Here is a 20,524-nt window from a genome sequence, read left to right on the forward strand (position 1 = left end):
ATGCGTGAACGACGATCTCTTCGCGGCCGCCGAGGTCATCGGGATCGTCGCCTTCGCGGTGTCGGGCGGGTACGCGGCCGTTCGCGCCGGGATGGACTGGCTCGGCGTCGTCGTGCTGGCCGTCGTGGTGGCGGTCGGCGGCGGCACGCTGCGCGACCTGATGCTGGGGATCGAGCCGGTGTGGTGGGTCAGCGCGCCCGGGATGCTCGTCGTCGCGGCGGCGACCTCGCTCGTGGTGATTGCCGTGGCGGCCCGGCATCCACAGTCCAAGGTCGACTCGTGGCGGATCGTCCTCTACGCCGACGCGGTGGGGCTCGCCGCGTTCACCGTCACCGGGGCGTCCATCGCGCTCGCGGAGGGCGTCCGCCCGTGGGTGGCGGTCGTCTTCGGCGTCATCACCGGCACCGGCGGCGGCGTGATCCGCGACGTGCTGGTGCGCCGCAAGCCGCAGGTCCTCGTGGGTGAGATCTACGCGCTCGCGTCCATCGCCGGTGCGGCGCTCTACGTGATCCTGCGCGAGACCACGGTGCCCGACGGAGCCGCCGGCCTGTCCGCCGGGGCGCTCGTGCTGGTGATCCGCGCCGGGGCGATGCGCTGGCACTGGCACCTGCCCCGATTCCCCGAGCCCCATGCCTGAGACCCACCCGAGCCACCGACCCGAGGAGAACCCGATGTCCGACCGCGCCGAACGCGCGCCACTCGAGGAGCTGTGGCGCCGGTACGACCGGTACCGCAAGCGGCTCGTCCTCGCCGTCGTGCTGTCCACGGTCAACAAGGTCGCCGACGTCGTGCCCGAGCTGCTGATCGGCGCCGCGGTCGACGTGGTGGTCCGCGGCGAGGGGTCCTTCGTGGCCGAGGTGCTCGGCGTCGAGTCGCGCTTCGCCCAGCTGGGCTGGCTCGCCGCGATCAACGCGGTCGTGTGGATCGTCGAGTCCGCGTCGCAGTACTTCGCCGCCGTCACGTGGCGGGGCCTCGCGCAGTCCGTGGAGCACGACCTACGGGTCGAGGCGTACGACCACGCGCAGCGGCTGGACGTGCACTGGCACGAGGGCCGCCCGCAGGGGTCGACGCTGGCCACCATCAACGACGACGTGAACCAGCTCGAGCGCTTCCTCGACATCGGCGCCCCGGCGCTGCTGCAGACCGCGCTCAACATCCTGCTGGTCGGCGCCGTGTTCGCGGTCGCGTCGTGGGAGCTGCTGCTGCTGGCGTTCCTGCCGATCCCGCTCATCGTGTTCGGGTCCTTGTGGTTCCAGGGTCGGCTCGAGCCGCTCTACGCGTCGGTGCGCGAGCGGGTCGCCGACCTCTCGGGGCTGATCGCGGCGAACCTCGGCGGCATCACCACGATCAAGGCGTTCACGGCCGAGGATCGCGAGCGCGACCGGGTGGAGCAGGCGTCGGCCGCGTACCGCCAGGCGAACGTCGACGCGATCCGGTCATCGGCGGCGTTCGTCCCGCTGGTGCGGATGGCGATCCTCGTCGGGTTCACGTGCACGCTGCTCTTCGGCGGCTGGGCGACCCTGAACGGCGAGCTGGAGGTCGGCCTCTACTCGGTCCTGGTGTTCATGACCCAGCGCCTGCTGTGGCCGCTGACCGAGATCGCCGAGATGCTCGACCTCTACCAGCGCGGCCGGGCGTCGACCGCGCGCATCCTGGCTCTGCTCGACGAGCCCATCGACGTCCCCGCGGGCACGGTCGCGCTGCCGTCGCCGGTGGCGGGGCGCCTCGAACTGTCGGGCGTCCGCGCGGGCTACGCCGACGGACCCGACGTGCTGCACGGCATCGATCTGGTGGTCCCGGCGGGGGAGACGCACGCGATCGTCGGCCCCACCGGTGCGGGCAAGTCCTCGCTGCTGCGGCTCATGCTGCGCTTCGACGACCCGCGCTCCGGTGAGGTCAGCCTCGACGGCCGCGACCTGCGCGAGCTCGAGTGGGAGTCGCTGCGCGGCTCGATCGGCTACGTCTCGCAGGACGTGTTCCTGTTCGCCGGGACGATCGCGGAGAACATCGCGTACGGGCGCCCGGGAGCCGACCGCGAGGCCGTCGCCGAGGCGGCCCGCCAGGCCGCCGCCGACGGCTTCATCGAGGCGCTGCCGCTCGGGTACGACACGTGGGTGGGGGAGCGGGGCGTCACGCTCTCGGGCGGCCAGCGCCAGCGGCTCGCCCTGGCCCGTGCGCTCCTGCGCGACCCCGCCGTGCTGATCCTCGACGAGGCGACCAGCGCGGTCGACAACGAGACCGAGGCCGCCATCCAGGTGTCGCTGCAGACCGCCACCCGCAACCGCACCGCGATCATGGTGGCCCACCGCCTCTCCACGGTGCGCCACGCCGACCGCATCTGGGTGCTGGACGCCGGCCACATCATCGAGGCCGGGACCCACGACGAGCTCGTCGCCGCCCGCGGCGCCTACGCCGCCCTCTGGAGCGTGCAGACCGGCTCCGTCGCCTGAGGCGCGAGGTCAGCAGGTGGTCGTCGTGGGCTCGCCGGCGAAGCGGTCGGCCGTCCAGGCGAGCAGCTCGTCGACGAACGGCGAGTCCTCGCGCAGGAGGTCGCCGTGGCCGCGGCCCGCGTAGGTGCGGTAGTCCAGTGACTGGCCGGCCGCGCAGCGCTCGCGCACGTAGGCGTCCTGCAGGCCGAGGGTGACGACCCGGTCGCTCTCGCCCTGCGCGATCAGCACGGGCGCCTCCATCGTCCCGGTCGCGTCGTTCTCGCTGAGCCGCCGGCCCAGGCCGCCCTCGTAGAGCGAGTTCGCCACGAACCGGTCGGCCATGATCCGCGCCTCGGTCAAGGAGACCTTCGAGGTGGGGGACCGCAGGCACCGGTCGGCGATGCGCTCCATCGGCAGCCGCGCGCTGGCGCGGACGTGGTCGCCCGGCTCGACGTCGGGGTACGTCCCCGCGTACGCGGCCAGGGCGTACGCGACGAAGATCGTGCCGACGGGACGGCGCTGGAGGTCGCGCAGGAAGGTGGCCGGACTGCTCACCGGGGACATCGCCGCGACACCGGCCAGGGGCACGTCGGGCGCGTAGCCCGGCTGCGTCATCGCGGTCCACAGGGCGGCGTGGCCGCCCTGCGAGTGGCCCCACACGACGGTCTCGCTCGAGAGCGACAGCTGGGGGATGCGGCGTGCGGCGCGCACGGCGTCGAGCACCGAGCGGGCCTCGCCCGAGCCGATCAGGTAGGGCTGGACGCCCCGCGTGCCCAGGCCCGGATAGTCCGGAGCGACGACCGCCCAGCCCTCGTCGAGCGCCGCGTGGACGGCCTCGATCCCGCCCGCGCCGATCGTGCGAGTGCGGCGCAGGCTGGGCGCGCACCGGCGGTCGAACCCGGTCGTGCCGTGCGCCCACGCCACGACCGACGGGCGGGCACGCAACCGCTCCCGGGGGACCGCGACCAGGGCGCTGGCCACCGTGGGCTCGTCGCCCGCCTGCGTGGTGCTGTAGAGGATGCGCCACGCCCGGGCGCCCTCGGGCACGTCGGTCGTGAACGGCTCCGCCCGTAGCAGCAGGCCGGGGGAGCGGGGCGTCTCGTCGGGTGCGGTGTAGAAGCTGTCGGGCTGCGGCGCGATCACGGTGACGGCGACCGTGTAGCCCGCGAGCGCGACCGCGGTCGCCAGCACGACGGTCGCGACGAGGGGCCGGGGGATCCGCGCCCCCAGCCGGGGGAAGCCGAACAGCACGAGACGCAGCCCCAGGACGACGCCGATCACGAAGACCGTCACGTCGGGCCAGGCCAGCGCGAGGACGCCGAGGATCGCCAGACCGATGCCGAGGGCCAGCTCGGACCGGAAGCGGCGGCGCCTGACCCGGGCGAGACCCTCGCCGAGCAGCACCACGGCGAACACCGTGACGAGGACGCGCACGTTCCAGTGCGGCTGGAGCGCCAGGACCACCGAGGTGACGAGCAGGACGCCGCCCACGACGCGGTCGCGCAGGCGGGATCCGGTCAGCGCCTCGTGCGCGCCGATCACGGCGAGGGAAGCGACCGAGACGACCAGCAGGACGTCCATGGCGCTCAGCGGCCGCGCGATCAGCACGACCCCCACGACGATCGCCACGGCGACGAGCGCGGGCGCGGCGCGGCGGCGGGATCGATCGGGACGCATGGGGCTCCACCGTAGACCGAGGGCCCGGCGCCGCGAGGGACTACTCCCCGGGCAGCACCACGCCCAGCTGGGCGCGCACCTCGTCCATCAGGCCCATGACCCGCCGGGTCTCCGACCATGGCAGCAGCGGTGACTCCGGCTGCCCCTCGGCCACGCGCCGGGCGAGCTCCACGGCCTCGAACCTCAGGCCCAGGTGCGCGTCGGGCGAGGCGGACTCCCACGTGTCGAGCACGCGATCGGCGGGATCGACGAGGCGGATCAACGAGGGCTGGTAGAACGGCCCGTCGAGCTCGAGCCGGGCCTCGGTGCCGGTCACGCTCGCCTCGGTGGGCGAGGTCGCCGACATGGAGGCACTGATCGCCGCGATCGCGCCGGACGCGTCGCGCAGGCCGATGGTCTCCTGCTCGTCGACCCCCAGCGGCGTGAGGGTGCCCGTGGCGCGGAGCTCGACGACCTGCGGCATGAGCATCGCCGCGAGATGCAGCGGGTACACGCCGAGGTCCAGCAGGGCGCCGCCGGCGAGCGAGGGCTCGGCCAGCCGCACGGGACCATCGGGGTACAGCAGCTGCCCGTGGTCGGCCTGGACGAGCCGGACGTCGCCGAGGAGACCGTCCGCGACCGCCCGCCGGACGACGTCGAACCCCGGCAGGAAGCGCGACCACATCGCCTCGACGCACGTCACGCCCGCGTCCTCGGCGGCCTCGAGCACCGCGTCGGCCTCGGCGGCGTTACGGGTGAAGGCCTTCTCGACGAGCAGGTGCCTGCCGGCGCCGATCGCGAGCAGGGCGTGCTCGAGGTGCGCCGAGTGCGGCGTCGCGACGTAGACCGCGTCGACCTCCGGATCGTCGACGAGATCCTCGTACGAGCCGTGCGCCCGTGCGATCCCGAACCGCTCGGCGAACGCGCGCGCCTTCGCCAGATCGCGTGAGCCGACCGCCACGACCTGCTGCGTCGTGCCCTCCAGCAGGGCGGCGGTCATCACCGCGGCGATGCCCCCGGCGCCGAGGATGCCCCACCGCAGGGACGGCGCGTCGCGAGGATCGGGCGTGCGGGGCGCGGGCAGCATCATGCTCTGCATCGTAGGTCGATGGCAGGATCAGGGCATGGACCTGAGCCTGAACGAGGACCAACGCAGCTTCCGTGCGCTCGCGCGTGACTTCCTGGACAAGGAGGTGGTGCCGTATCGCGCCGAGTGGGACCGCGTGGAGTCGGTCGACACCGCGATCATCCCCAAGCTGGGCGACATCGGCTTCCTCGGCCTGACGATCCCCGAGGAGTACGGCGGCATCGGGGGCGACTACGTCACGTACGTCCTCGCGATGGAGGAGCTCGGCCGCGCCGACTCGGCCATCCGCGGCATCGTCTCGGTCTCGATGGGCCTGTGCGGCAAGTCGGTGCTGCAGTTCGGCACCGAGGAGCAGAAGCAGCGCTGGCTGCCCGGCATCGCCTCGGGTCGCGAGCTCGGCTGCTTCGGTCTGACCGAGCCCGACCACGGCTCCGACGCCGGCAACCTGAAGACGCGCGCCGTGCGCGAGGGCGACGACTGGGTCATCAACGGCTCCAAGATCTTCATCACGAACGGCACGTGGGCCGACGTCGCGCTGGTCTTCGCACGGACGGGAGGACCGGGCGCGAAGGGGGTCTCGGCGTTCCTCGTCCCGACCGACACCCCCGGCTTCGAGGCCACCGAGGTGAAGGGCAAGCTCGGCCTGCGCGGCCAGGCCACGGCGGCCCTGTCGTTCGACGACGTCCGCGTGCCGGCCGACGCGCTGCTGGGGGAGGAGGGCCAGGGCTTCCGCATCGCGATGACGGCGCTGGACAAGGGCCGGGTCGGCATCGCCGCCAGCTGCGTCGGGATCGTGCAGGGCTGCCTGGAGGCCACGGTCGAGTACACCACCGCGCGCGAGCAGTTCGGCAAGCCGATCGCGAGCTACCAGATGGTGCAGGACATGATCGCCGAGATGTCGGTGGACGCCGACGCCGCGCGGCTGCTCACGTGGCGCGCCGCCGACCTGATCGAGCGCGGCGAGCGCTTCAGCGTCGAGGCCTCGAAGGCCAAGCTGTTCGCTTCGGAGGCCGCCGTGAAGGCCGCCAACCTGGCCATCCAGGCCTTCGGCGGCTACGGCTACGTCGACGAGTACCCCGTGCAGAAGTACATGCGCGACGCCCGCGTGATGACGCTCTACGAGGGCACCAGCCAGATCCAGAAGCTCATCATCGGTCGCGCCGAGACCGGCATCAGCGCGTTCTCGTGAGCGGCACCGTGCTCGACCTGCTGGTCGCGCTGGCCATCCTCGCCGGGCTGGTCGGCGCCGTGGTGCAGGTCATCCCCGGCGGGCTCGTCGTGGGCACCGCCGTCTTCGTGTGGGGGGCGGTCACCGGCGGCACGCTGGGCTGGTCCGTCGCCGCGGTCGCGGTGATCCTGACCGCGGCGGCGCTCGTGCTGAAGTACCTGCTCGCCGGTCGCTACCTGAAGCGGCGCGGCGTGCCCAACCGCAGCCTGCTCGTCGGTGCCGTGCTGGGCATCATCGGCTTCTTCGTCATCCCGTTCGTCGGACTGTTCATCGGCTTCATCGGTGGCACGTACCTCGCCGAGCTGCAGCGGCTGCGCGATCCCCGTGCCGCGCGACAGGCCACGGCGCACGCCATGAGGGCCACCGGGATCTCGATCCTCGTCGAGCTGGCGATGGCCCTGGTGACCGCGATGGTGTGGCTGGGAGCGGTGCTGTCGGTGCGCCTGTGAGCGGCTAGCCTGCGGTCATGTCCGTCGAGGAGCCACACGCCGGCGTCACGTCGCAGAAGCTGAACTGGCTCCGGGCCGGTGTCCTGGGGGCCAACGACGGCATCGTGTCCGTGGCGTCGCTCGTGGTGGGCGTCGCCGGCGCCACGAACGACACGAGCGCGATCGCCACGGCGGGCACCGCGGCGCTCGTGGGCGGAGCGATCTCGATGGCGCTGGGGGAGTACGTCTCGGTCAGCAGCCAGCGCGACTCCGAGCGCAACCTCATCGCGATCGAGAGGCACGAGCTGCGCGACGATCCGGAGGGCGAGCTCGACGAGCTCGCCGAGATGCTGCAGGACCGCGGGATCAGCGCTGCCACCGCGCGGGTGGCGGCCCGCGAGATGACCGAGCACGATGCCCTGGCCGCCCACCTCGAGGTCGAGTTGGGTCTCGACCAGGACGACCTCGTCAGTCCGTGGCACGCGGCGTTCTCGTCGGCCGTGGCGTTCACGCTGGGCGGTCTGCTGCCGCTGGCGGCGATGCTGCTCACCGGGCTCGAGTGGCGCGTCGGCGTGACCTTCGTGGCGGTCCTGATGGCGCTCGCACTCACCGGATCCGTCGCGGCGCACATCGGCGGTGGGCCGAAGGGCCGCGCCGCGCTGCGACTCGTGGTCGGCGGAGCGCTCGCGCTCGTGCTGACCCACGCCATCGGCCAGGCGCTGGACACCTCCGGCATGGTCTAGCCCGTCAGTCGACCTCGTCCTCGTCCACCGGGACCGGACGATCGGCGTCGGGGACGAGCAGGTCGTCGTCGTTCTCCCAGACCTCGCGTCGCTGGTCGACCGCGTCGGCGGGCTCCGCCGCCGGCTCGAGGTCGGGATCGCCGTCGTGCAGCGGGCTGTCGGGCAGGGGGCTGCCGTGCAGCGGCTCGTCGGGGCTCGTGGTCATGGTGCCTCCTTCGGTCTGATTCGATCCTGCCCCAGCCGCGGCCGGATCGCAGCCCTGCGCAGCGGGTGCGGAGCGACCGCGGGGCGCAGTAGGTTCGGGGCATGGAGCAGTACTCGCCCACCGAGCGCCGGGGCTATCGGCGCTTCGCCGTCGCCGGCATCCTCTTCCTGCTCGCACTCGGCCTGTTCCCGGCCACCGCGGCGGTGCTGGACGACACGGCCGAGAACCTCATCCTGCCGCTGTTCATCGCGGTGATGGTGGTGGCGGGCATGCTGATGTGGGCGCTCGTCCCCGGGGTGTCCAGCCGACCCCACAGCCGGGCTCGCCTCGTGGGCATCGGCGCCCTCGTGGGGCTGGTCGCCGCGGGCATCGCGATCGCCGTGTTCTTCGCGCTGCTGAACGGGTACTCGGGGGCCTGAACCCCGTCATCTCAGCCTGAGGGTTGTCGAGAGCCGTGCTTCTGGTCACACTGAGCGCATGCGCCACATTCTCGCGGCATTTCTGGTAGCCCTCGCGCTGGTGACCGTTCCCGCGGCCCCGCAGGCGACGGCGATGTCCAACGCCGCGTTCGGCAAGAAGCTGCACCAGCAGACGAACGCGTCCCGCGCGTTCCGCGACATCAAGAAGCTGAAGTACCAGAAGTGCGTGGATCGCTACGCGCAGCGCCAGGCGAACCGCATGGCGAAGAAGCGCAAGATCTACCACCAGGAGCTCGGCCCGATCCTGCGCAGGTGCAAGCTCAGCTCGGTGGGGGAGAACGTCGCCACGGGCTTCACCTCGCCGAAGGCCAACGTGAAGGCCTGGCTGAAGTCGCCGGGCCACCGGCGCAACCTGCTGAACCGCAAGTTCACGCGCCTGGGGATCGGCGTGGCCAAGGCCGGGGGACGCACCTACACGGTGCAGGTCTTCGGGCGCCCTGCCTGATCCCTCACTGCAGGGTCGCGGTCAGCCGCATCGCGTTGTCGACGAAGCGCGTGCCGGCGGGCCGCTGCAACCACTCGTCGAGCAGCAGCTCGCGCGAGAGGTCGCGGTAGGCGTCCTCGACGACGCGGATCCGCTCGACGACGCCGCGGTCGGGCACCATCAGGCTCATCTCGTAGTTGAGCGCGAACGATCGCATGTCCATGTTGCTCGTGCCGACCACGGCGATGTCCTCGTCGATGCTGAAGTGCTTCGCGTGCAGGACGAACGGCTTGGGGTAGAGCCAGATGCGCACGCCCGCCTCCAGCAGCTCGCGGTAGTAGGACGCCTGGGCGTGACCGACCATGAACTGGTCGGCCTGCTCGCTGACGAACAGCTCCACGTCGACGCCGCGCTGGGCGGCCGTGGTGACCGCGTAGAGCAAGGTCTCGTCCGGCACGAAGTAGGGGCTCGTCAGGCTGATCCGGTGCCGGGCGCTGTAGATCAGCGACGTGAACAGGCGCAGGTTGTTCTCCGCCTCGAAGCCAGGCCCACTCGGCACCAGCTGGGCGTGGACGCCGACCACGTCGCGCTCGGAGTGCGGGACCTGGTCGACCTCCTGCGTCTGCACGTCGAGCATCTCGGACGTCTCCAGCGCCCAGTCCGCCGCGAACAGGGCGTCGATGGTGGCCACGACGGGCCCCTCGAGACGCATCCACAGCTCCACCCAGGCGCGGCCCACCGCGAGGTTCTTGGGCTTGTTGTACGAGGGGTGCGTCAGGTTGAGCGACCCGGTGAAGCCCACCACGTCGTCCACCACGAGCAGCTTGCGGTGGTTGCGCAGGTCGGGCCGGCGGAAGCGTCGCTTCAGCGGGAGCAGCGGCATCATCAGGTGCCACTGGATGTCCGAGGCGGCGAGGCGCTTCTTCAGTTCCTTGTACCCCGGGATGCCGCGGGTGCCGAGGTGGTCGAAGAGCAGGCGCACCGTGACCCCGCGGGCCGTGGCGCGGTCGAGCGCGTCGAAGAACGGGATGGTCATCTCGTCGAGCGCCATGATGTAGAACTCCACGTGCACGTGGCGTTCCGCGGTGTCGATCGCCGCGACCATCTCGTCGATCGACTCCTGGTAGTCGGGAAGCAGGGTGACGTGGTTGCCCGCGGTGAGCGGCATCCACGCCAGCCGGTGGTTGAGCCGGACGATGGGCCCCAGGTAGTCGGGCGCGTCGTCCGGAACCTTGCTGGTCAGCCCTTCGGTCTGGCGGGCGATGACGGCGTTGCCGGCGGTGAGCTGGCGATGGCGCTGGTGGCCGATGCGCGCGCTGCCGAAGAAGAAGAACGCCACCAGGCCCAGGAAAGGCGCGAAGACGATCAGGATCAGCCAGGCCATCGCCGTCTGCGGACGGCGACCCTCCGGGATGATGCCGATCGCCGCGATGTTGATCGTGATGATGGCGACGACGGCGGCCAGCGAGATCAGCGTGCCCCATTCCATGGAGCGCAGGCTATCGGTACGCGGGCTCCTGGCAAGGGTGCCGAGCCGGGCTCACCAGTCGCGGCGGTCGCGCTTGACCTGGCTGCGCCGCTTCTTGGCGTCCAGGCGACGCTCGACCGATCCGCGCGTGGGCCGGGTGGGCCGGCGTCGCTTCGCCGGGCGCAGGGCCTCGGTCACGAGCTGCTCGAGCCGCAGCACGGCGTCCTCACGGTTGCGCAGCTGCGAGCGGTGGGTGGAGGAGACCACCGAGACCTTGCCGTCGACGAGCCGGCCGCGCAGGCGGGCGGCGACTCGGTCCCTCTGGTCGGGGGTCAGCACGGTGCTGTCCGTGGGCGACCACAGGACCTCGACGCGGGTCTCGGTGGTGTTGACGTGCTGGCCGCCCGGGCCGGAGGAGCGGCTGAAGCGCCAGCTCAGCTCCGACTCGGGCAGCCGGATGCGACCGTCAGGCGTCATCGTCCGCGAGGAGGCCGTACAGCTGGCGCCGGGCCTCGTTGACGACGTCGACCGCCTTGGCCTGCTGGGCCGGCGTGCCGACCGTCATGACCTGGCGGGTGGCCGCCGAGAGCGTCTTGAGCGACGTGATCAGGGCAGTCGACTCGGCGTCGCCGCCGCGTCGGAGCTGCTCGGGGTTCCACGGCTCGCCGAGCGCCTCACGGTGCTCCTCGACGTAGGACTTCCCCTCGTCGGTGAGCGTGGCGGTCTTGCGACCGTCGACGCGCTCGAACTCGACGAAGCCCTCGTCCTCGAGCTGCTGCAGGACCGGGTAGATCGAGCCGGGGCTCGGTGTCCAGGCGCCTTCGCTGCGCGCGGCGATCTGCTGGATCAGGTGGTACCCGTGAGCGGGCGCCTCGTCCAGGAGCAGGAGAGCGGCGGCGCGGACGTCGCCACCCTTGCGGCCGCGGCGCGGACCACGAGGTCCGGGGCGGCCCGTCCGGCCGGGACCGAGGTCCCAGTCGAAGTCGCGGGGTCCACCGGGGCGACGCCCGCGGCGGGGGTGCCGGTGCTGGCCGGCGGGGTTGGGAGGAGTGCTGTGCATGCTCGTCCCCTTTCGGTGTTACCTCGGCACCACTCTGGCGCCGATGCATTAACGATATATCGAATCTATATCGAGATGCAACGTGAGCGTGGGCACACGGGTGCGCCGCGACGACGCGGTCGCGGCTCAGCTCTGGACGTAGTGGGTGAGCTGGTCGCGCTCGAACTCCAGCTGGTCCATCCGGAACTTCACGGCGTCGCCGATGCTCAGCACGCCGACGATCTCGTCGTCCTCGAGGACGGGGATGTGCCGGACTCGGTGCTCGGTCATCGAGCTCATGAGCGATCCGAACGAGTCCTCGGGCGTGCACACCTGGACGTCCGTGGTCATGATCTGCTCGACGGTCGCCTCGCGGGGATCGGGCAGCGCTCGCAGCTTGCGGACGATGTCGCGCTCGGACACGATGCCCGCCATCGACTTCCCGTCGGGGCTGACCACCAGGGCGCCGATGTTGTGCTCGGCGAGCAGGTCCAGCAGCTCGTCGACCGTGGCATCGGGCGAGATGGTGAACACCGCCGAACTGCCCTTGGCGCTGAGTACGTCACGAACACGCATATGCTGCCTCCTCGATGTGATCGGCAGTGTAGCCCGCATCACACCCGGGCGCAGGTGCCGATCTCGAGGGTCAGTCGTCGCGGGTGAAGCGCAGTCGCGTGACGTTGTCGGCGAGCTGCTCGCCGTCGCCGTCCTCGGGCTCGTCGGGCCACGAGGGCTCGTCGTCGGGGAAGTGTCCGAGGTAGGCCATCACCGCATCGTGCAGGCGTCCGTTCGTGGCCACCGCGTTGGCGCCCCACGGCCCCGGCTCGCCGGCGAGGCTCGTGAACTGGCCGCCGGCCTCGCGCACGATGATGTCGAGCGCCGCCATGTCCCAGACGTTCAGCTCGGGCTCGGCGGCAATGTCGACGGCGCCCTCGGCGACCATCATGTACGACCAGAAGTCGCCGTAGGCGCGCGTGCGCCAGCACTGGCGCAGCAGGGCGTCGAACTCGCCCTGGCGCCCGATCTGGCCCCAGCTGGGGGCCGACGAGTACGACAGCGACGCGGCGGTCAGCTCGCGGACCCCGGACACGTGGATGGGCCGGGTCTGGCGGAAGGACTTGCCGGTGTGGGCGCCGTCGCCCTTCATGGCCCACCAGCGGCGGCCGATCGCGGGTGCCGACACGCAGCCGACGACGACCTCGCCGGCCTCCTCGAGGGCGATGAGCGTGGCCCACACGGGGACGCCGCGGACGAAGTTCGAGGTGCCGTCGATCGGGTCGATGATCCAGCGCCGGTCGGCGTTCTCCGCCGTGCCCTCGACCTCGCCGGACTCCTCGCCGAGGACGATGTCGCGTCCGCGCGAGGTCTTGAGCGTGCGGCGGATCGCGTCCTCGACCGCGCGGTCCGACTCCGTCACGTAGGTCATGTCGGGCTTCGTGGAGACCTCGAGGTCGAGGGCGCCGAAGCGGTCCATGCTCAGGTTGTCGGCGGAGTCGGCCAGGACGTGGGCCAGGCGCAGGTCGTCCAGGTACGGGTTGGCCATGGGCCCACCCTACGGTCTGGCCGCGGAGCGCAGGTCAGTACTCGTCAGCGAGTGAGCGGCTGGCCATGATGCGCCGGAACGACTGGAGCCGCGCCGGGTCGATCTCGCCGTTCGCGGCGGCCACGTCGAGGGCGCACTCGGGCTCGCCGGCCAGGTGCGTGCAGCCCCGGGGGCAGTCGCGTGCCGCGGTGTTGAGGTCGGCGAAGGCGCGCAGGATCCGCTCGATGTCCACGTGGGCCAGGCCGAACGAGCGGAACCCGGGGGTGTCGACGATCCGGCCGCCGAAGGGCAGCGGGAGGATCATCGCCGAGGTCGACGTGTGGCGGCCGCGGCCCGTGACCTCGTTGACGTGGCTGGTGGTGCGGTGCGCGTCGGGCACGAGGGCATTGACGAGGGTGGACTTGCCCACCCCGCTGTGGCCGATCAGCACGCTGGTGCGGTCGCGCAGCAGGTCGCGCAGCGGCTCCAGGTCGCCGTCCTGGCGGGTCGTCACGGTGCGCACTTCCAAGGGCTCGAGCTGGGCGACGATCTCGTCGGCCGGCGCGAGGTCGACCTTCGTGAGGCACACGGCCGGGTCCATTCCGGCGTCGTAGGCCGCGACGAGGCAACGATCGATCAGGCCCGGTCGCGGCGGCGGGTCGGCCAGCGCGGTGACGATCACCAGCTGGTCGGCGTTGGCGACGACGACACGCTCGATCGGGTCGTCGTCGTCGGCGCTGCGGCGCAGCACCGTGCGGCGGTCGCGCACCTCCACGATCCGGGCGAGGCTGCCCGGCTGGCCCGAGACGTCGCCCACCACGCGCACCTCGTCGCCCACCACGACACCCTGGCGTCCGAGCGGCCGCGACTTCATCGCCGTGACGACCGTGCCCTCGTCGAAGAGCAGGGTGTAGCGGCCGCGATCGACCGTGGTGACGACGGCCACGACCGCGTCGGAGTAGTCGGGCCGGTCCTTCGTGCGTGGACGGGTGCGCCGACGCGGGCGCTCGTACTGGGCGTCCTCGTCCCTCACGGCACCAACCGTCCCCAGTCGTCGGCGAACCCGGGGTAGGTCTTGGCGGTGGTGCCGATGTTCTCCACGACGACCCCGGGCACCCGCAGGCCGATCACGGCGGCGGCGTGGGCCATGCGGTGGTCGTCGTAGGTCTCGAAGCGCCCACCGTGCAGGGGAGCGGGCGCGATGGTGAGGCCGTCGGGCTGCTCCTGCACGGAGCCGCCGAGGCGGTTGATCTCGGTGGCCAGCGCGGCGAGGCGATCGGTCTCGTGACCGCGCAGGTGGCCGATCCCCGCGAGCCGGCTGGGGCCCTCGGCGAGCGCGGCCAGCGCCGCCACCACGGGGGTCAGCTCGCCGACGTCGTGCAGGTCGAGGTCGACCCCGGCGAGGCGCTCGGGGCCGGTGACGACGAGGTCGCTGCCGTCGCGATCGGTGCGCCCTCCGAAGGCCGCGGCGAGATCGCGCCAGGCGTCGCCGGCCTGGTCGGTGTGCTCGGGCCAGTTCCGCACGCGCACCCGGCCGCCCGTGGCGAGCGCGGCCGCGACGAACGGGCCGGCGTTCGACAGGTCCGGCTCGATCGTGACGTCGAGCGCCTTCACGGGTCCGGGCCTGACGTGCCATCGTCCCGGTGCCTCGTCGACGACCACGCCGCGGCGGCGCAGCTCGGTGACGGTCATCGCGACGTGCGGCAGCGACGGCAGCGAGCCGCCCTCGTGGCGCAGGTCGAGTCCCTCGGTGAAGCGGGGAGCGACGAGCAGCAGCGCCGAGACGAACTGGCTGGACGCGGAGGCGTCGACCGTGAGGTCGCCGCCGCGGACGCTGGAGGACCCGTGGACCGTGAACGGCAGGCTGCCCCTCCCGTCGTCGTCCACGCGCACGCCGAGGTCGCGCAGGCTCGAGATGGTGGTGGCCATCGGCCGTTCACGGGCGCGCGGGTCGCCGTCGAACCGTGCCGGCCCCGTGCCGAGAGCCGCGACGGGAGGCACGAAGCGCATGACCGTGCCCGCCAGGCCGCAGTCGACCTCGGCCGATCCGACCGGCTCGATCGGGGTGACCGACCAGGACTGCGGTCCACGTTCGACCCGCGCTCCGAGCGACACGAGCGCGTCGGCCATCAGCTCGGTGTCACGGGCGGCGAGCGGCAGGTGAACGGTGGAGGGCCCGTCGGCGAGGGCCGCCAGCACGAGGGCTCGGTTGGTCTGGGACTTGGACCCCGGCAGCAGGACGTCGGCGTCGACGGCCGCCGAGGGATGGGGAGCGTTCCAGTCCATCCTCATCCCCGCAGGTCGTCGAGCTGGTCGACGATCGTGTCCTTGGCGGCGACGGCGGTGTTCCTCGCACGCCGGCCGAGCCACGGCTTGTGCGGATCCGGGTCGAGGGTCGACAGCAGCAGGCCGCCGGTGAGCGACACGTTCTTCATGAAGTGCGTGAACTGGTTCTTGCGGGCGACGGGGTCGGACTCGTTCCAGAACGGGTGCCCGGCCACCGTGGTGGCGGGCATCGTGGCGGCCAGCACGAGCGCGGAGGTGCGGGGGAGGTGGCCGGTGGCCAGCGCGGCACCCGCGGCCACGTGCACCGCGGAGTTCAGCCGGATGAGGTTGGTGGGCGAGAGGTTCGCCTGGGGCGCGACCTTGCGCAGCACGTCGGCCACGGGCTGGGCCTTGTGGGCGAGCGCGCCGGGCTTGCGCAGCGCCATCACCCCGCCGGAGATGAACATCGAGGCGAGCATCGGACGGGCCACCGCGCGCAGGAGAGTCATGGGTTCATCATGCCGCAGAGCGAGCCTGCTGCCGAGGTGCGCTCAGCCGAAGGTGCCCGAGAGCGAGGTCCCGGCGCTGGTGACCGAGTAGTTGCCCTGCGGGAACCACAAGGTGTTGATCCGCAGCGCCGGGAGGGTGCGGTTCGCCGCGACCGGCTGGGCGCAGTTGAGGGTGGGACTGAACTGGCCGGCGCGCGTGCACGTCCAGCCGGACCACCCGGTGATGACCTCGACGCCCGGGAAGCCGCCGGTGAACGTGACGCGCATCTGCACCGTCTGGCCGGGCCGGACGTCGGGGCCGACCGTGAACGCGAACGTCGTCGAGAGCCAGCTCGTCGTCGCCGTGGCGCGCACCGTGGTGTCGGTCGGGGCGGGATCAGTCGGCTGAGTGGTGGGCTCGGTGGTGGGTTCCGTGGTCGGTTCCGTGGTGGGCTCGGTGGTGGGTTCCGTGGTCGGCTCGGTGGTGGGCTCGGTGGTGGGTTCCGTGGTCGGCTCGGTGGTGGGCTCGGTGGTCGGTTCCGTCGTGGGTTCCGTGGTCGGCTCGGTGGTCGGTTCCGTGGTCGGCTCGGTCGTGGGCTCGGTGGTCGGTTCCGTGGTCGGCTCGGTCGTGGGCTCGGTCGTGGGCTCGGTCGTGGGTTCCGACGTCGGCTCCGTGGTCGGCTGCTCGTCAGTGGGCTCGGTCGTGGGTTCCGATGTCGGTTCCGTCGTGGGCTCGGTGGTCGGTTCCGTGGTCGGCTCGGTCGTGGGTTCCGAGGTCGGCACCGTGGTGGGCTCGGTCGGCTCCGGAGTCGGGATGGTGGTCGGCTCCGGCGTGGGTTCCGTGGTCGGTTGAGTGGTGGGCTCGGTGGTCGGTTCCGTGGTCGGTTCCGTGGTCGGCTCGGTGGTGGGCTCGGTGGTGGGCTCGGTGGTGGGCTCGGTGGTGGGCTCGGTGGTCGGCTCGGTGGTGGGTTCCGTGGTCGGTTCCGTGGGCTCTGTCGTCGGCACGGGCGGAAGGGGCTGGGGCTCGTCGGGGAGCGGCTCGTCGGTCACCGGATCGTCGACCGGCGGCTCCTCGTCGCCGTCGTCGACGGCCTCGTCCTCGACGGGGTCCTGCCACACCATCGGATCGGGAAGGGCGCCCACGTCGGGGGCCGTGGCATCCGCGGCGGCACCGCCCGGCAGGGTCGCGGCACCGGGGGCCGCGGCGCGGGTGGTGTTCTCCACGGCCGGCGGGCGGTCCACGGTGATGAGGGCGGTCGCACCGGCGATCACGACGAAGCTGGCCGCGGCGCCGGCGGCGATGCCCGCCGGGCCGATCGTGCCCAGGACCCCCATGAAGCCCGACGTCGAACCACCAGCGGCACCCGCTCCTCCGCCGGCACCACCACCGCCCCCGCCGTTGCCGTTCCCGCCGGCACCGGCAGCGGCCAGGCCGCCCGCGGCACCGGTGCCCTGCAGGTATCCCGCAGCGGCGGTGCCGAGGATGGCCGGGGCCAGGATGCCGGCCAGGCCGTGGTTGAAGTCCTGGAGCTCGAGGTACAGGCCCATGCACGCGCGGCAGTCGTCGAGGTGACGCTGCACCTTGCCCGCGTCGCGGCGCGACAGCCCGCCACGCACGAACGCGCCCAGGTTGCCGATCGCGAACTGGCACTCGGGCGTCGTCGTGGGGACGAGGTGCTTCTGGAGATAGGCCTGGCGCAGGCCCTCACGCGCCCGGTACGCCAGGGCCGAGACGCTGTTCGCGCTCATCCCCAGCATCGGCGCGATCTCGGCCGGCTTCTGTCCCTCCACGTCGAGGTGCCACAGCACCATCTGCCAGCGCTCCGGGAGCGAGGCGAACGCCTCGGCGGTGGTGGTGCGCTCGAACCCCAGCTCGGCGGTGTCGACGAAGTCGACCCGGCCGTCCAGCTCGAACTGGTCGTCGGTGGGGCGCTCGCGGGTGACCGCGCGGATGCGGTCGACGTGCAGCCGGCGGACCGCGGTGAGCAGGTAGGCGCGGAAGGACTCCTGCGGTCCGCCGCCCTTCTGGACCGTGACCAGCACCTTGGTGAACGCCTCGGCGACGAGGTCGTCGGCGTCGGCACCGCGCATCAGCTGGCGTGCCAGGCGCAGCGCCGCGCCCTGGTGGCGGGTGTAGAGGTCGCCGTAGGCAGCCGAGTCGCCCTCGCGGACCGCGGTCAGCAGGTCGGCGTCGCTGCGCTCGTGACCCAGGGCAGGGGAGGAGGCGTCGAGTGTCACTGCCTGCCCCTTTCCCGAGTGGTCGCGTGGGTGCCCACGCGTGACCTCGGTCGGCCACGGTCCTCAGTCTAGGTGCCCGCCGCGCTGCTGTCCGTGGTTCCGGTGGCCCTTTGTGACTAGCCGATCGGACCTGTTTTTGCCGGTGCCGACAGCGTGAACTCACCGTTACCCACGATCGGTGCGGAAAGTCGCGTCATGGGGCAACCGGTGGCCCGTCCCCTAGGTGTCACACGGCGACCACGCCCGGCCCTTGCGAGAGGAGGCACGGATGAACCCCTTCGACGTCAGTTACGTCGACCTGGACTCGGCTGTCCGTGCCGGCCGGGTGGACGCAGTGGACGTTGCACACGAGGTGGGAGCGAGTGCAGCGTCTCTCGGAGTCCCGCTCCACGAGGTCCTCGACCGCGTGGAGAGGGCCTTCGACGGCCTCGAACCGTCGTTCGCGATGGTCCGTGGGGTCGCCGTGGCGTGGGCCGAGACGTCCCGGGCGCTGCAGCTCGAGACGTCGTGCGAGGACCCGCTGACCCAGTTGTCGACCCTGGCGCACCTGCGGCACAGCCTGGACGGGCTGTACCGCGGGGCGATCAGGGACGACTCCACGGTCACGGATCGTCATGGTCTCGTCGTGGTCGAGCTGCCCCGGCAGGCCGGCCAGGTGCTCGAGCAGGCGCTGCACGCGGTCGACGTGAGTGTCGCCCTGCGGACGGCGTTCCCGGGCGACGAGGTCATCGCGCAGCTGAGCCCACGACGCTTCTGCGTCCTGGCCGAACGTCGTCGGCTGGACCAGCCGACGCTGAGCCTGGTCACCGTCCTGCTGCGCCGGACGTTCGAGTCGCCCCCACCGCGGGTGTGGCTCGAGCTGCTGCCGCCGGTTGCACAGGACGTGACCTGGGTGCTCGACGCACTCACCGGTTGACCGGCGGGGTCCGCCCCCATCTCGGGTGTGGCGGAACCCGCCGGGCGGCCGGAGCGTCGGTCGTCGCGCCTAGGCTGGGTCGCATGTGCGGCCGTTACGCGACGTCCCGGACCCCGACCACCCTCGTCGACGACTTCGAGGCCGATCTCGGCGACCTGTTCGCCGACACCGGCCCCGACTTCAACCTCGCGCCCACCAAGCCGGCGCCCCTCGTGGTGGCGCGCTCCGGCGACGCGGGCCCGCGACGCGAGCTCGTCACCGCCAAGTGGGGCCTGGTCCCGTCCTGGGCCAAGGACCCCTCGATCGGCAACCGCCTCATCAACGCCCGCAGCGAGACCGTCGCCGAGAAGCCGTCCTTCCGGTCGGCCTTCGCCAAGCGGCGCGCGATCGTCCCGGCCGACGGGTTCTACGAGTGGTACCAGCCCGAGGGGCAGCCCGGCGCGAAGCCGCCGCCGAAGCAGCCCTTCTACATGAGCGCCGAGGGCGGCCTCGGCCTCGCCGGGCTCTACGAGTTCTGGAAGGACCCCGAGGGGGAGTGGCTGCTGACCTACACGATCCTCACCACGTCGGCCGAGGGCGAGGACGGGCGCATCCACGACCGTGCGCCACTGATCGTCGGTCCCGAGGTCGCCGAGCACTGGCTCGCGGCCGAGCCGTGGCCCGAGGCGCTCGAGCACCTGGTGCCCGCCACGCCGGGCACGCTGCGCACGTGGCCGGTGTCCACCGAGGTCAACAACGTGCGCAACAACGGCCCCGAACTGGTCGAGCCGCTCCCGATCGAGGGGGAATAGCCGGGGCCCGCGAGCCGTTTGACCAAGCAGGAGGTTTGAATGCTCGCATGCCCCGTACGTCCTGCCGCAGTAGGCTGGGCGACGATGACTGACGACACCGTCGTGGACCCGTCGACCGAGACCACGGAGGAGCGCCAGGCCCGATTCGAGGCCGACGCCCTTCCCTTCCTCGACCAGCTGTACTCGGCCGCTCTGCGCATGACCCGCAATCCCCAGGATGCCGAAGACCTGGTGCAGGAGACCTATGCCAAGGCGTTCAGCGCCTTCCACCAGTTCAAGCCCGGCACGAACCTGAAGGCCTGGCTGTACCGGATCCTCACCAACACCTACATCAACCACTACCGCAAGAAGCAGCGCCAGCCCCAGCAGGTGACCGACGAGGTCGAGGACTGGCAGATCGCGGCGGCGGCGGCCCACAGCTCCTCGGGGCTGAAGTCCGCGGAGATGGAGGCGCTCGAGCGCCTGCCCGACTCCGACGTGAAGGACGCGCTCCAGCAGCTGCCCGAGGACTTCCGCTACGCGGTGTACCTGGCCGATGTGGAGGGCTTCCCCTACAAGGAGATCGCGGAGATCATGGACACGCCGATCGGCACCGTGATGTCGCGTCTCCACCGCGGACGGCGTCAGCTGCGCGAGCTGCTCACCGACTACGCCCGCGACCGCGGTATGAAGGTTCCTGCTGGAGGTGACGCGAAGTGAGCTGCGAAGGACCCGATTGCGAGAAGGCCCTGGAGAACCTCTACGTCTTCCTCGACCACGAGATCGACACCGCCAGCTGCGACGAGATCCAGTCCCACCTCGACGACTGCTCGGACTGCCTGAACGAGTACCACCTCGAGCAGATCGTCAAGGCCCTCGTGGGCCGGTCGTGCACCGAGGTGGCGCCCACCCCCCTGCGGGAGAAGGTCATGTTCCAGATCCGCACGATCCAGGTGGAGATCCGCACCGAGTCCCCCTGAGCCCGGAGACGACGAAACCCCATCCGCCGGATGGGGTTTCGTGCGTTATCGGCGCGGTTTCACGCGTTGGGGCGCTTACCGTGGTTCGCGCCCTTCTTGCGACGCGCCCGGCGCTTGCGACCGGTCTTGCCCATGGTTCCTCCTCAAAACGCTGACCAT

General features: G+C 71.8%; 24 protein-coding genes. 11 read left to right on the forward strand and 13 right to left on the reverse strand.

Annotated features, from left to right (window positions below; genetic code table 11):
- The first annotated feature begins 4 nt into the window (after positions 1–4).
- Both B5D60_RS16785 and B5D60_RS12490 read left to right on the forward strand, forming a co-directional pair.
- Positions 5–637, forward strand: a complete 633-nt coding sequence (locus B5D60_RS16785) for a trimeric intracellular cation channel family protein (protein WP_172806361.1) — start codon at positions 5–7, stop codon at positions 635–637.
- 34 nt (positions 638–671) lie between these two features.
- Positions 672–2,450, forward strand: coding sequence for an ABC transporter ATP-binding protein (locus B5D60_RS12490; RefSeq protein ID WP_269456860.1), 1,779 nt, complete (start codon positions 672–674; stop codon positions 2,448–2,450).
- A gap of 9 nt (positions 2,451–2,459) precedes the next feature.
- On the opposite strand, the gene B5D60_RS12495 is transcribed toward B5D60_RS12490, so the two are convergent.
- Positions 2,460–4,106 carry a lipase family protein gene (locus B5D60_RS12495; RefSeq protein ID WP_078700473.1) on the reverse strand — a complete coding sequence of 549 codons (1,647 nt, stop codon included), beginning with the start codon at positions 4,104–4,106 and terminating at the stop codon, positions 2,460–2,462.
- A 40-nt stretch (positions 4,107–4,146) separates the two neighbouring features.
- Positions 4,147–5,175: a Gfo/Idh/MocA family protein gene (locus B5D60_RS12500; protein ID WP_078701420.1), complete on the reverse strand. Its 1,029-nt coding sequence runs from the start codon at positions 5,173–5,175 to the stop codon at positions 4,147–4,149.
- Between the two features lie 34 nt (positions 5,176–5,209).
- Here B5D60_RS12500 and B5D60_RS12505 point away from each other — a divergent pair, with 34 nt between their 5' ends.
- The 3 genes from B5D60_RS12505 to B5D60_RS12515 are packed head-to-tail and all read left to right on the forward strand — an operon-like array spanning position 5,210 to position 7,571.
- Complete coding sequence (locus tag B5D60_RS12505) at positions 5,210–6,361, forward strand: acyl-CoA dehydrogenase family protein (protein WP_078700474.1); 1,152 nt, start codon at positions 5,210–5,212, stop codon at positions 6,359–6,361.
- A complete protein-coding gene (locus B5D60_RS12510) occupies positions 6,358–6,849 on the forward strand; it encodes a DUF456 domain-containing protein (RefSeq protein WP_197684317.1) in 492 nt (163 codons plus the stop codon). Before B5D60_RS12505 ends, B5D60_RS12510 begins: the two co-directional genes overlap by 4 nt.
- A 17-nt stretch (positions 6,850–6,866) precedes the next feature.
- Positions 6,867–7,571 (forward strand): VIT1/CCC1 transporter family protein, encoded by a 705-nt coding sequence (locus tag B5D60_RS12515; RefSeq protein WP_078700475.1) that lies wholly within the window; start codon positions 6,867–6,869, stop codon positions 7,569–7,571.
- A gap of 4 nt (positions 7,572–7,575) precedes the next feature.
- Here the strand turns inward: B5D60_RS12515 and B5D60_RS12520 are convergent, their stop codons facing one another.
- Positions 7,576–7,776: a hypothetical protein gene (locus tag B5D60_RS12520; protein ID WP_078700476.1), complete on the reverse strand. Its 201-nt coding sequence runs from the start codon at positions 7,774–7,776 to the stop codon at positions 7,576–7,578.
- 101 nt (positions 7,777–7,877) lie between these two features.
- Here B5D60_RS12520 and B5D60_RS12525 point away from each other — a divergent pair, with 101 nt between their 5' ends.
- Positions 7,878–8,195, forward strand: coding sequence for a hypothetical protein (locus tag B5D60_RS12525; RefSeq protein ID WP_078700477.1), 318 nt, complete (start codon positions 7,878–7,880; stop codon positions 8,193–8,195).
- Positions 8,196–8,253: 58 nt separating this feature from the next.
- On the forward strand, positions 8,254–8,700 hold the full coding sequence (locus B5D60_RS12530) for a CAP domain-containing protein (protein WP_078700478.1): 447 nt from the start codon (positions 8,254–8,256) through the stop codon (positions 8,698–8,700).
- A gap of 4 nt (positions 8,701–8,704) precedes the next feature.
- Here B5D60_RS12530 and cls read toward each other — a convergent pair whose 3' ends face one another.
- The 9 genes from cls to B5D60_RS12570 all read right to left on the reverse strand — a co-directional run bounded on the left by cls (position 8,705) and on the right by B5D60_RS12570 (position 17,699).
- Complete coding sequence (gene cls / locus B5D60_RS12535; RefSeq protein ID WP_078700479.1) at positions 8,705–10,168, reverse strand: cardiolipin synthase; 1,464 nt, start codon at positions 10,166–10,168, stop codon at positions 8,705–8,707.
- A gap of 51 nt (positions 10,169–10,219) precedes the next feature.
- On the reverse strand, positions 10,220–10,624 hold the full coding sequence (arfB, locus tag B5D60_RS12540; RefSeq protein WP_078700480.1) for an alternative ribosome rescue aminoacyl-tRNA hydrolase ArfB: 405 nt from the start codon (positions 10,622–10,624) through the stop codon (positions 10,220–10,222).
- Positions 10,614–11,207, reverse strand: a complete 594-nt coding sequence (locus tag B5D60_RS12545; protein WP_078700481.1) for a PadR family transcriptional regulator — start codon at positions 11,205–11,207, stop codon at positions 10,614–10,616. The genes arfB and B5D60_RS12545 overlap by 11 nt, the downstream gene beginning before the upstream one ends.
- A 126-nt stretch (positions 11,208–11,333) precedes the next feature.
- The gene (locus tag B5D60_RS12550; protein ID WP_078700482.1) at positions 11,334–11,762 is read right to left on the reverse strand and encodes a CBS domain-containing protein; all 429 of its coding nucleotides are present in this window, start codon (positions 11,760–11,762) and stop codon (positions 11,334–11,336) included.
- A gap of 70 nt (positions 11,763–11,832) precedes the next feature.
- Positions 11,833–12,729, reverse strand: coding sequence for an inositol monophosphatase family protein (locus tag B5D60_RS12555; RefSeq protein WP_078700483.1), 897 nt, complete (start codon positions 12,727–12,729; stop codon positions 11,833–11,835).
- A gap of 34 nt (positions 12,730–12,763) precedes the next feature.
- Entirely contained in the window at positions 12,764–13,741 is a 978-nt protein-coding gene (gene rsgA / locus B5D60_RS17225) for a ribosome small subunit-dependent GTPase A (RefSeq protein ID WP_153303006.1), read from the reverse strand.
- On the reverse strand, positions 13,738–14,994 hold the full coding sequence (gene aroA, locus B5D60_RS17230) for a 3-phosphoshikimate 1-carboxyvinyltransferase (protein WP_231948741.1): 1,257 nt from the start codon (positions 14,992–14,994) through the stop codon (positions 13,738–13,740). Before aroA ends, rsgA begins: the two co-directional genes overlap by 4 nt.
- 2 nt (positions 14,995–14,996) lie before the next feature.
- Positions 14,997–15,482 carry a DoxX family protein gene (locus B5D60_RS12565; RefSeq protein ID WP_078700484.1) on the reverse strand — a complete coding sequence of 162 codons (486 nt, stop codon included), beginning with the start codon at positions 15,480–15,482 and terminating at the stop codon, positions 14,997–14,999.
- A 42-nt stretch (positions 15,483–15,524) separates the two neighbouring features.
- On the reverse strand, positions 15,525–17,699 hold the full coding sequence (locus tag B5D60_RS12570) for a sigma-70 family RNA polymerase sigma factor (protein WP_078700485.1): 2,175 nt from the start codon (positions 17,697–17,699) through the stop codon (positions 15,525–15,527).
- 268 nt (positions 17,700–17,967) lie between these two features.
- Here B5D60_RS12570 and B5D60_RS12575 point away from each other — a divergent pair, with 268 nt between their 5' ends.
- The 4 genes from B5D60_RS12575 (at position 17,968) to rsrA (ending at position 20,365) form a co-directional block, all read left to right on the forward strand.
- Positions 17,968–18,615, forward strand: a complete 648-nt coding sequence (locus tag B5D60_RS12575; protein WP_078700486.1) for a hypothetical protein — start codon at positions 17,968–17,970, stop codon at positions 18,613–18,615.
- An 83-nt stretch (positions 18,616–18,698) separates the two neighbouring features.
- Complete coding sequence (locus B5D60_RS12580; protein ID WP_078700487.1) at positions 18,699–19,406, forward strand: SOS response-associated peptidase; 708 nt, start codon at positions 18,699–18,701, stop codon at positions 19,404–19,406.
- 84 nt (positions 19,407–19,490) lie between these two features.
- Entirely contained in the window at positions 19,491–20,105 is a 615-nt protein-coding gene (locus B5D60_RS12585) for a sigma-70 family RNA polymerase sigma factor (protein WP_078700488.1), read from the forward strand.
- On the forward strand, positions 20,102–20,365 hold the full coding sequence (rsrA, locus tag B5D60_RS12590; protein WP_078700489.1) for a mycothiol system anti-sigma-R factor: 264 nt from the start codon (positions 20,102–20,104) through the stop codon (positions 20,363–20,365). The genes B5D60_RS12585 and rsrA overlap by 4 nt, the downstream gene beginning before the upstream one ends.
- A 59-nt stretch (positions 20,366–20,424) precedes the next feature.
- Here rsrA and B5D60_RS17350 read toward each other — a convergent pair whose 3' ends face one another.
- The gene (locus B5D60_RS17350; RefSeq protein WP_369797015.1) at positions 20,425–20,499 is read right to left on the reverse strand and encodes a 50S ribosomal protein bL37; all 75 of its coding nucleotides are present in this window, start codon (positions 20,497–20,499) and stop codon (positions 20,425–20,427) included.
- Between the last annotated feature and the right edge of the window lie 25 nt (positions 20,500–20,524).

It is taken from the genome of Aeromicrobium choanae (assembly GCF_900167475.1).
Classification (GTDB): Bacteria; Actinomycetota; Actinomycetes; order Propionibacteriales; family Nocardioidaceae; genus Aeromicrobium; species Aeromicrobium choanae.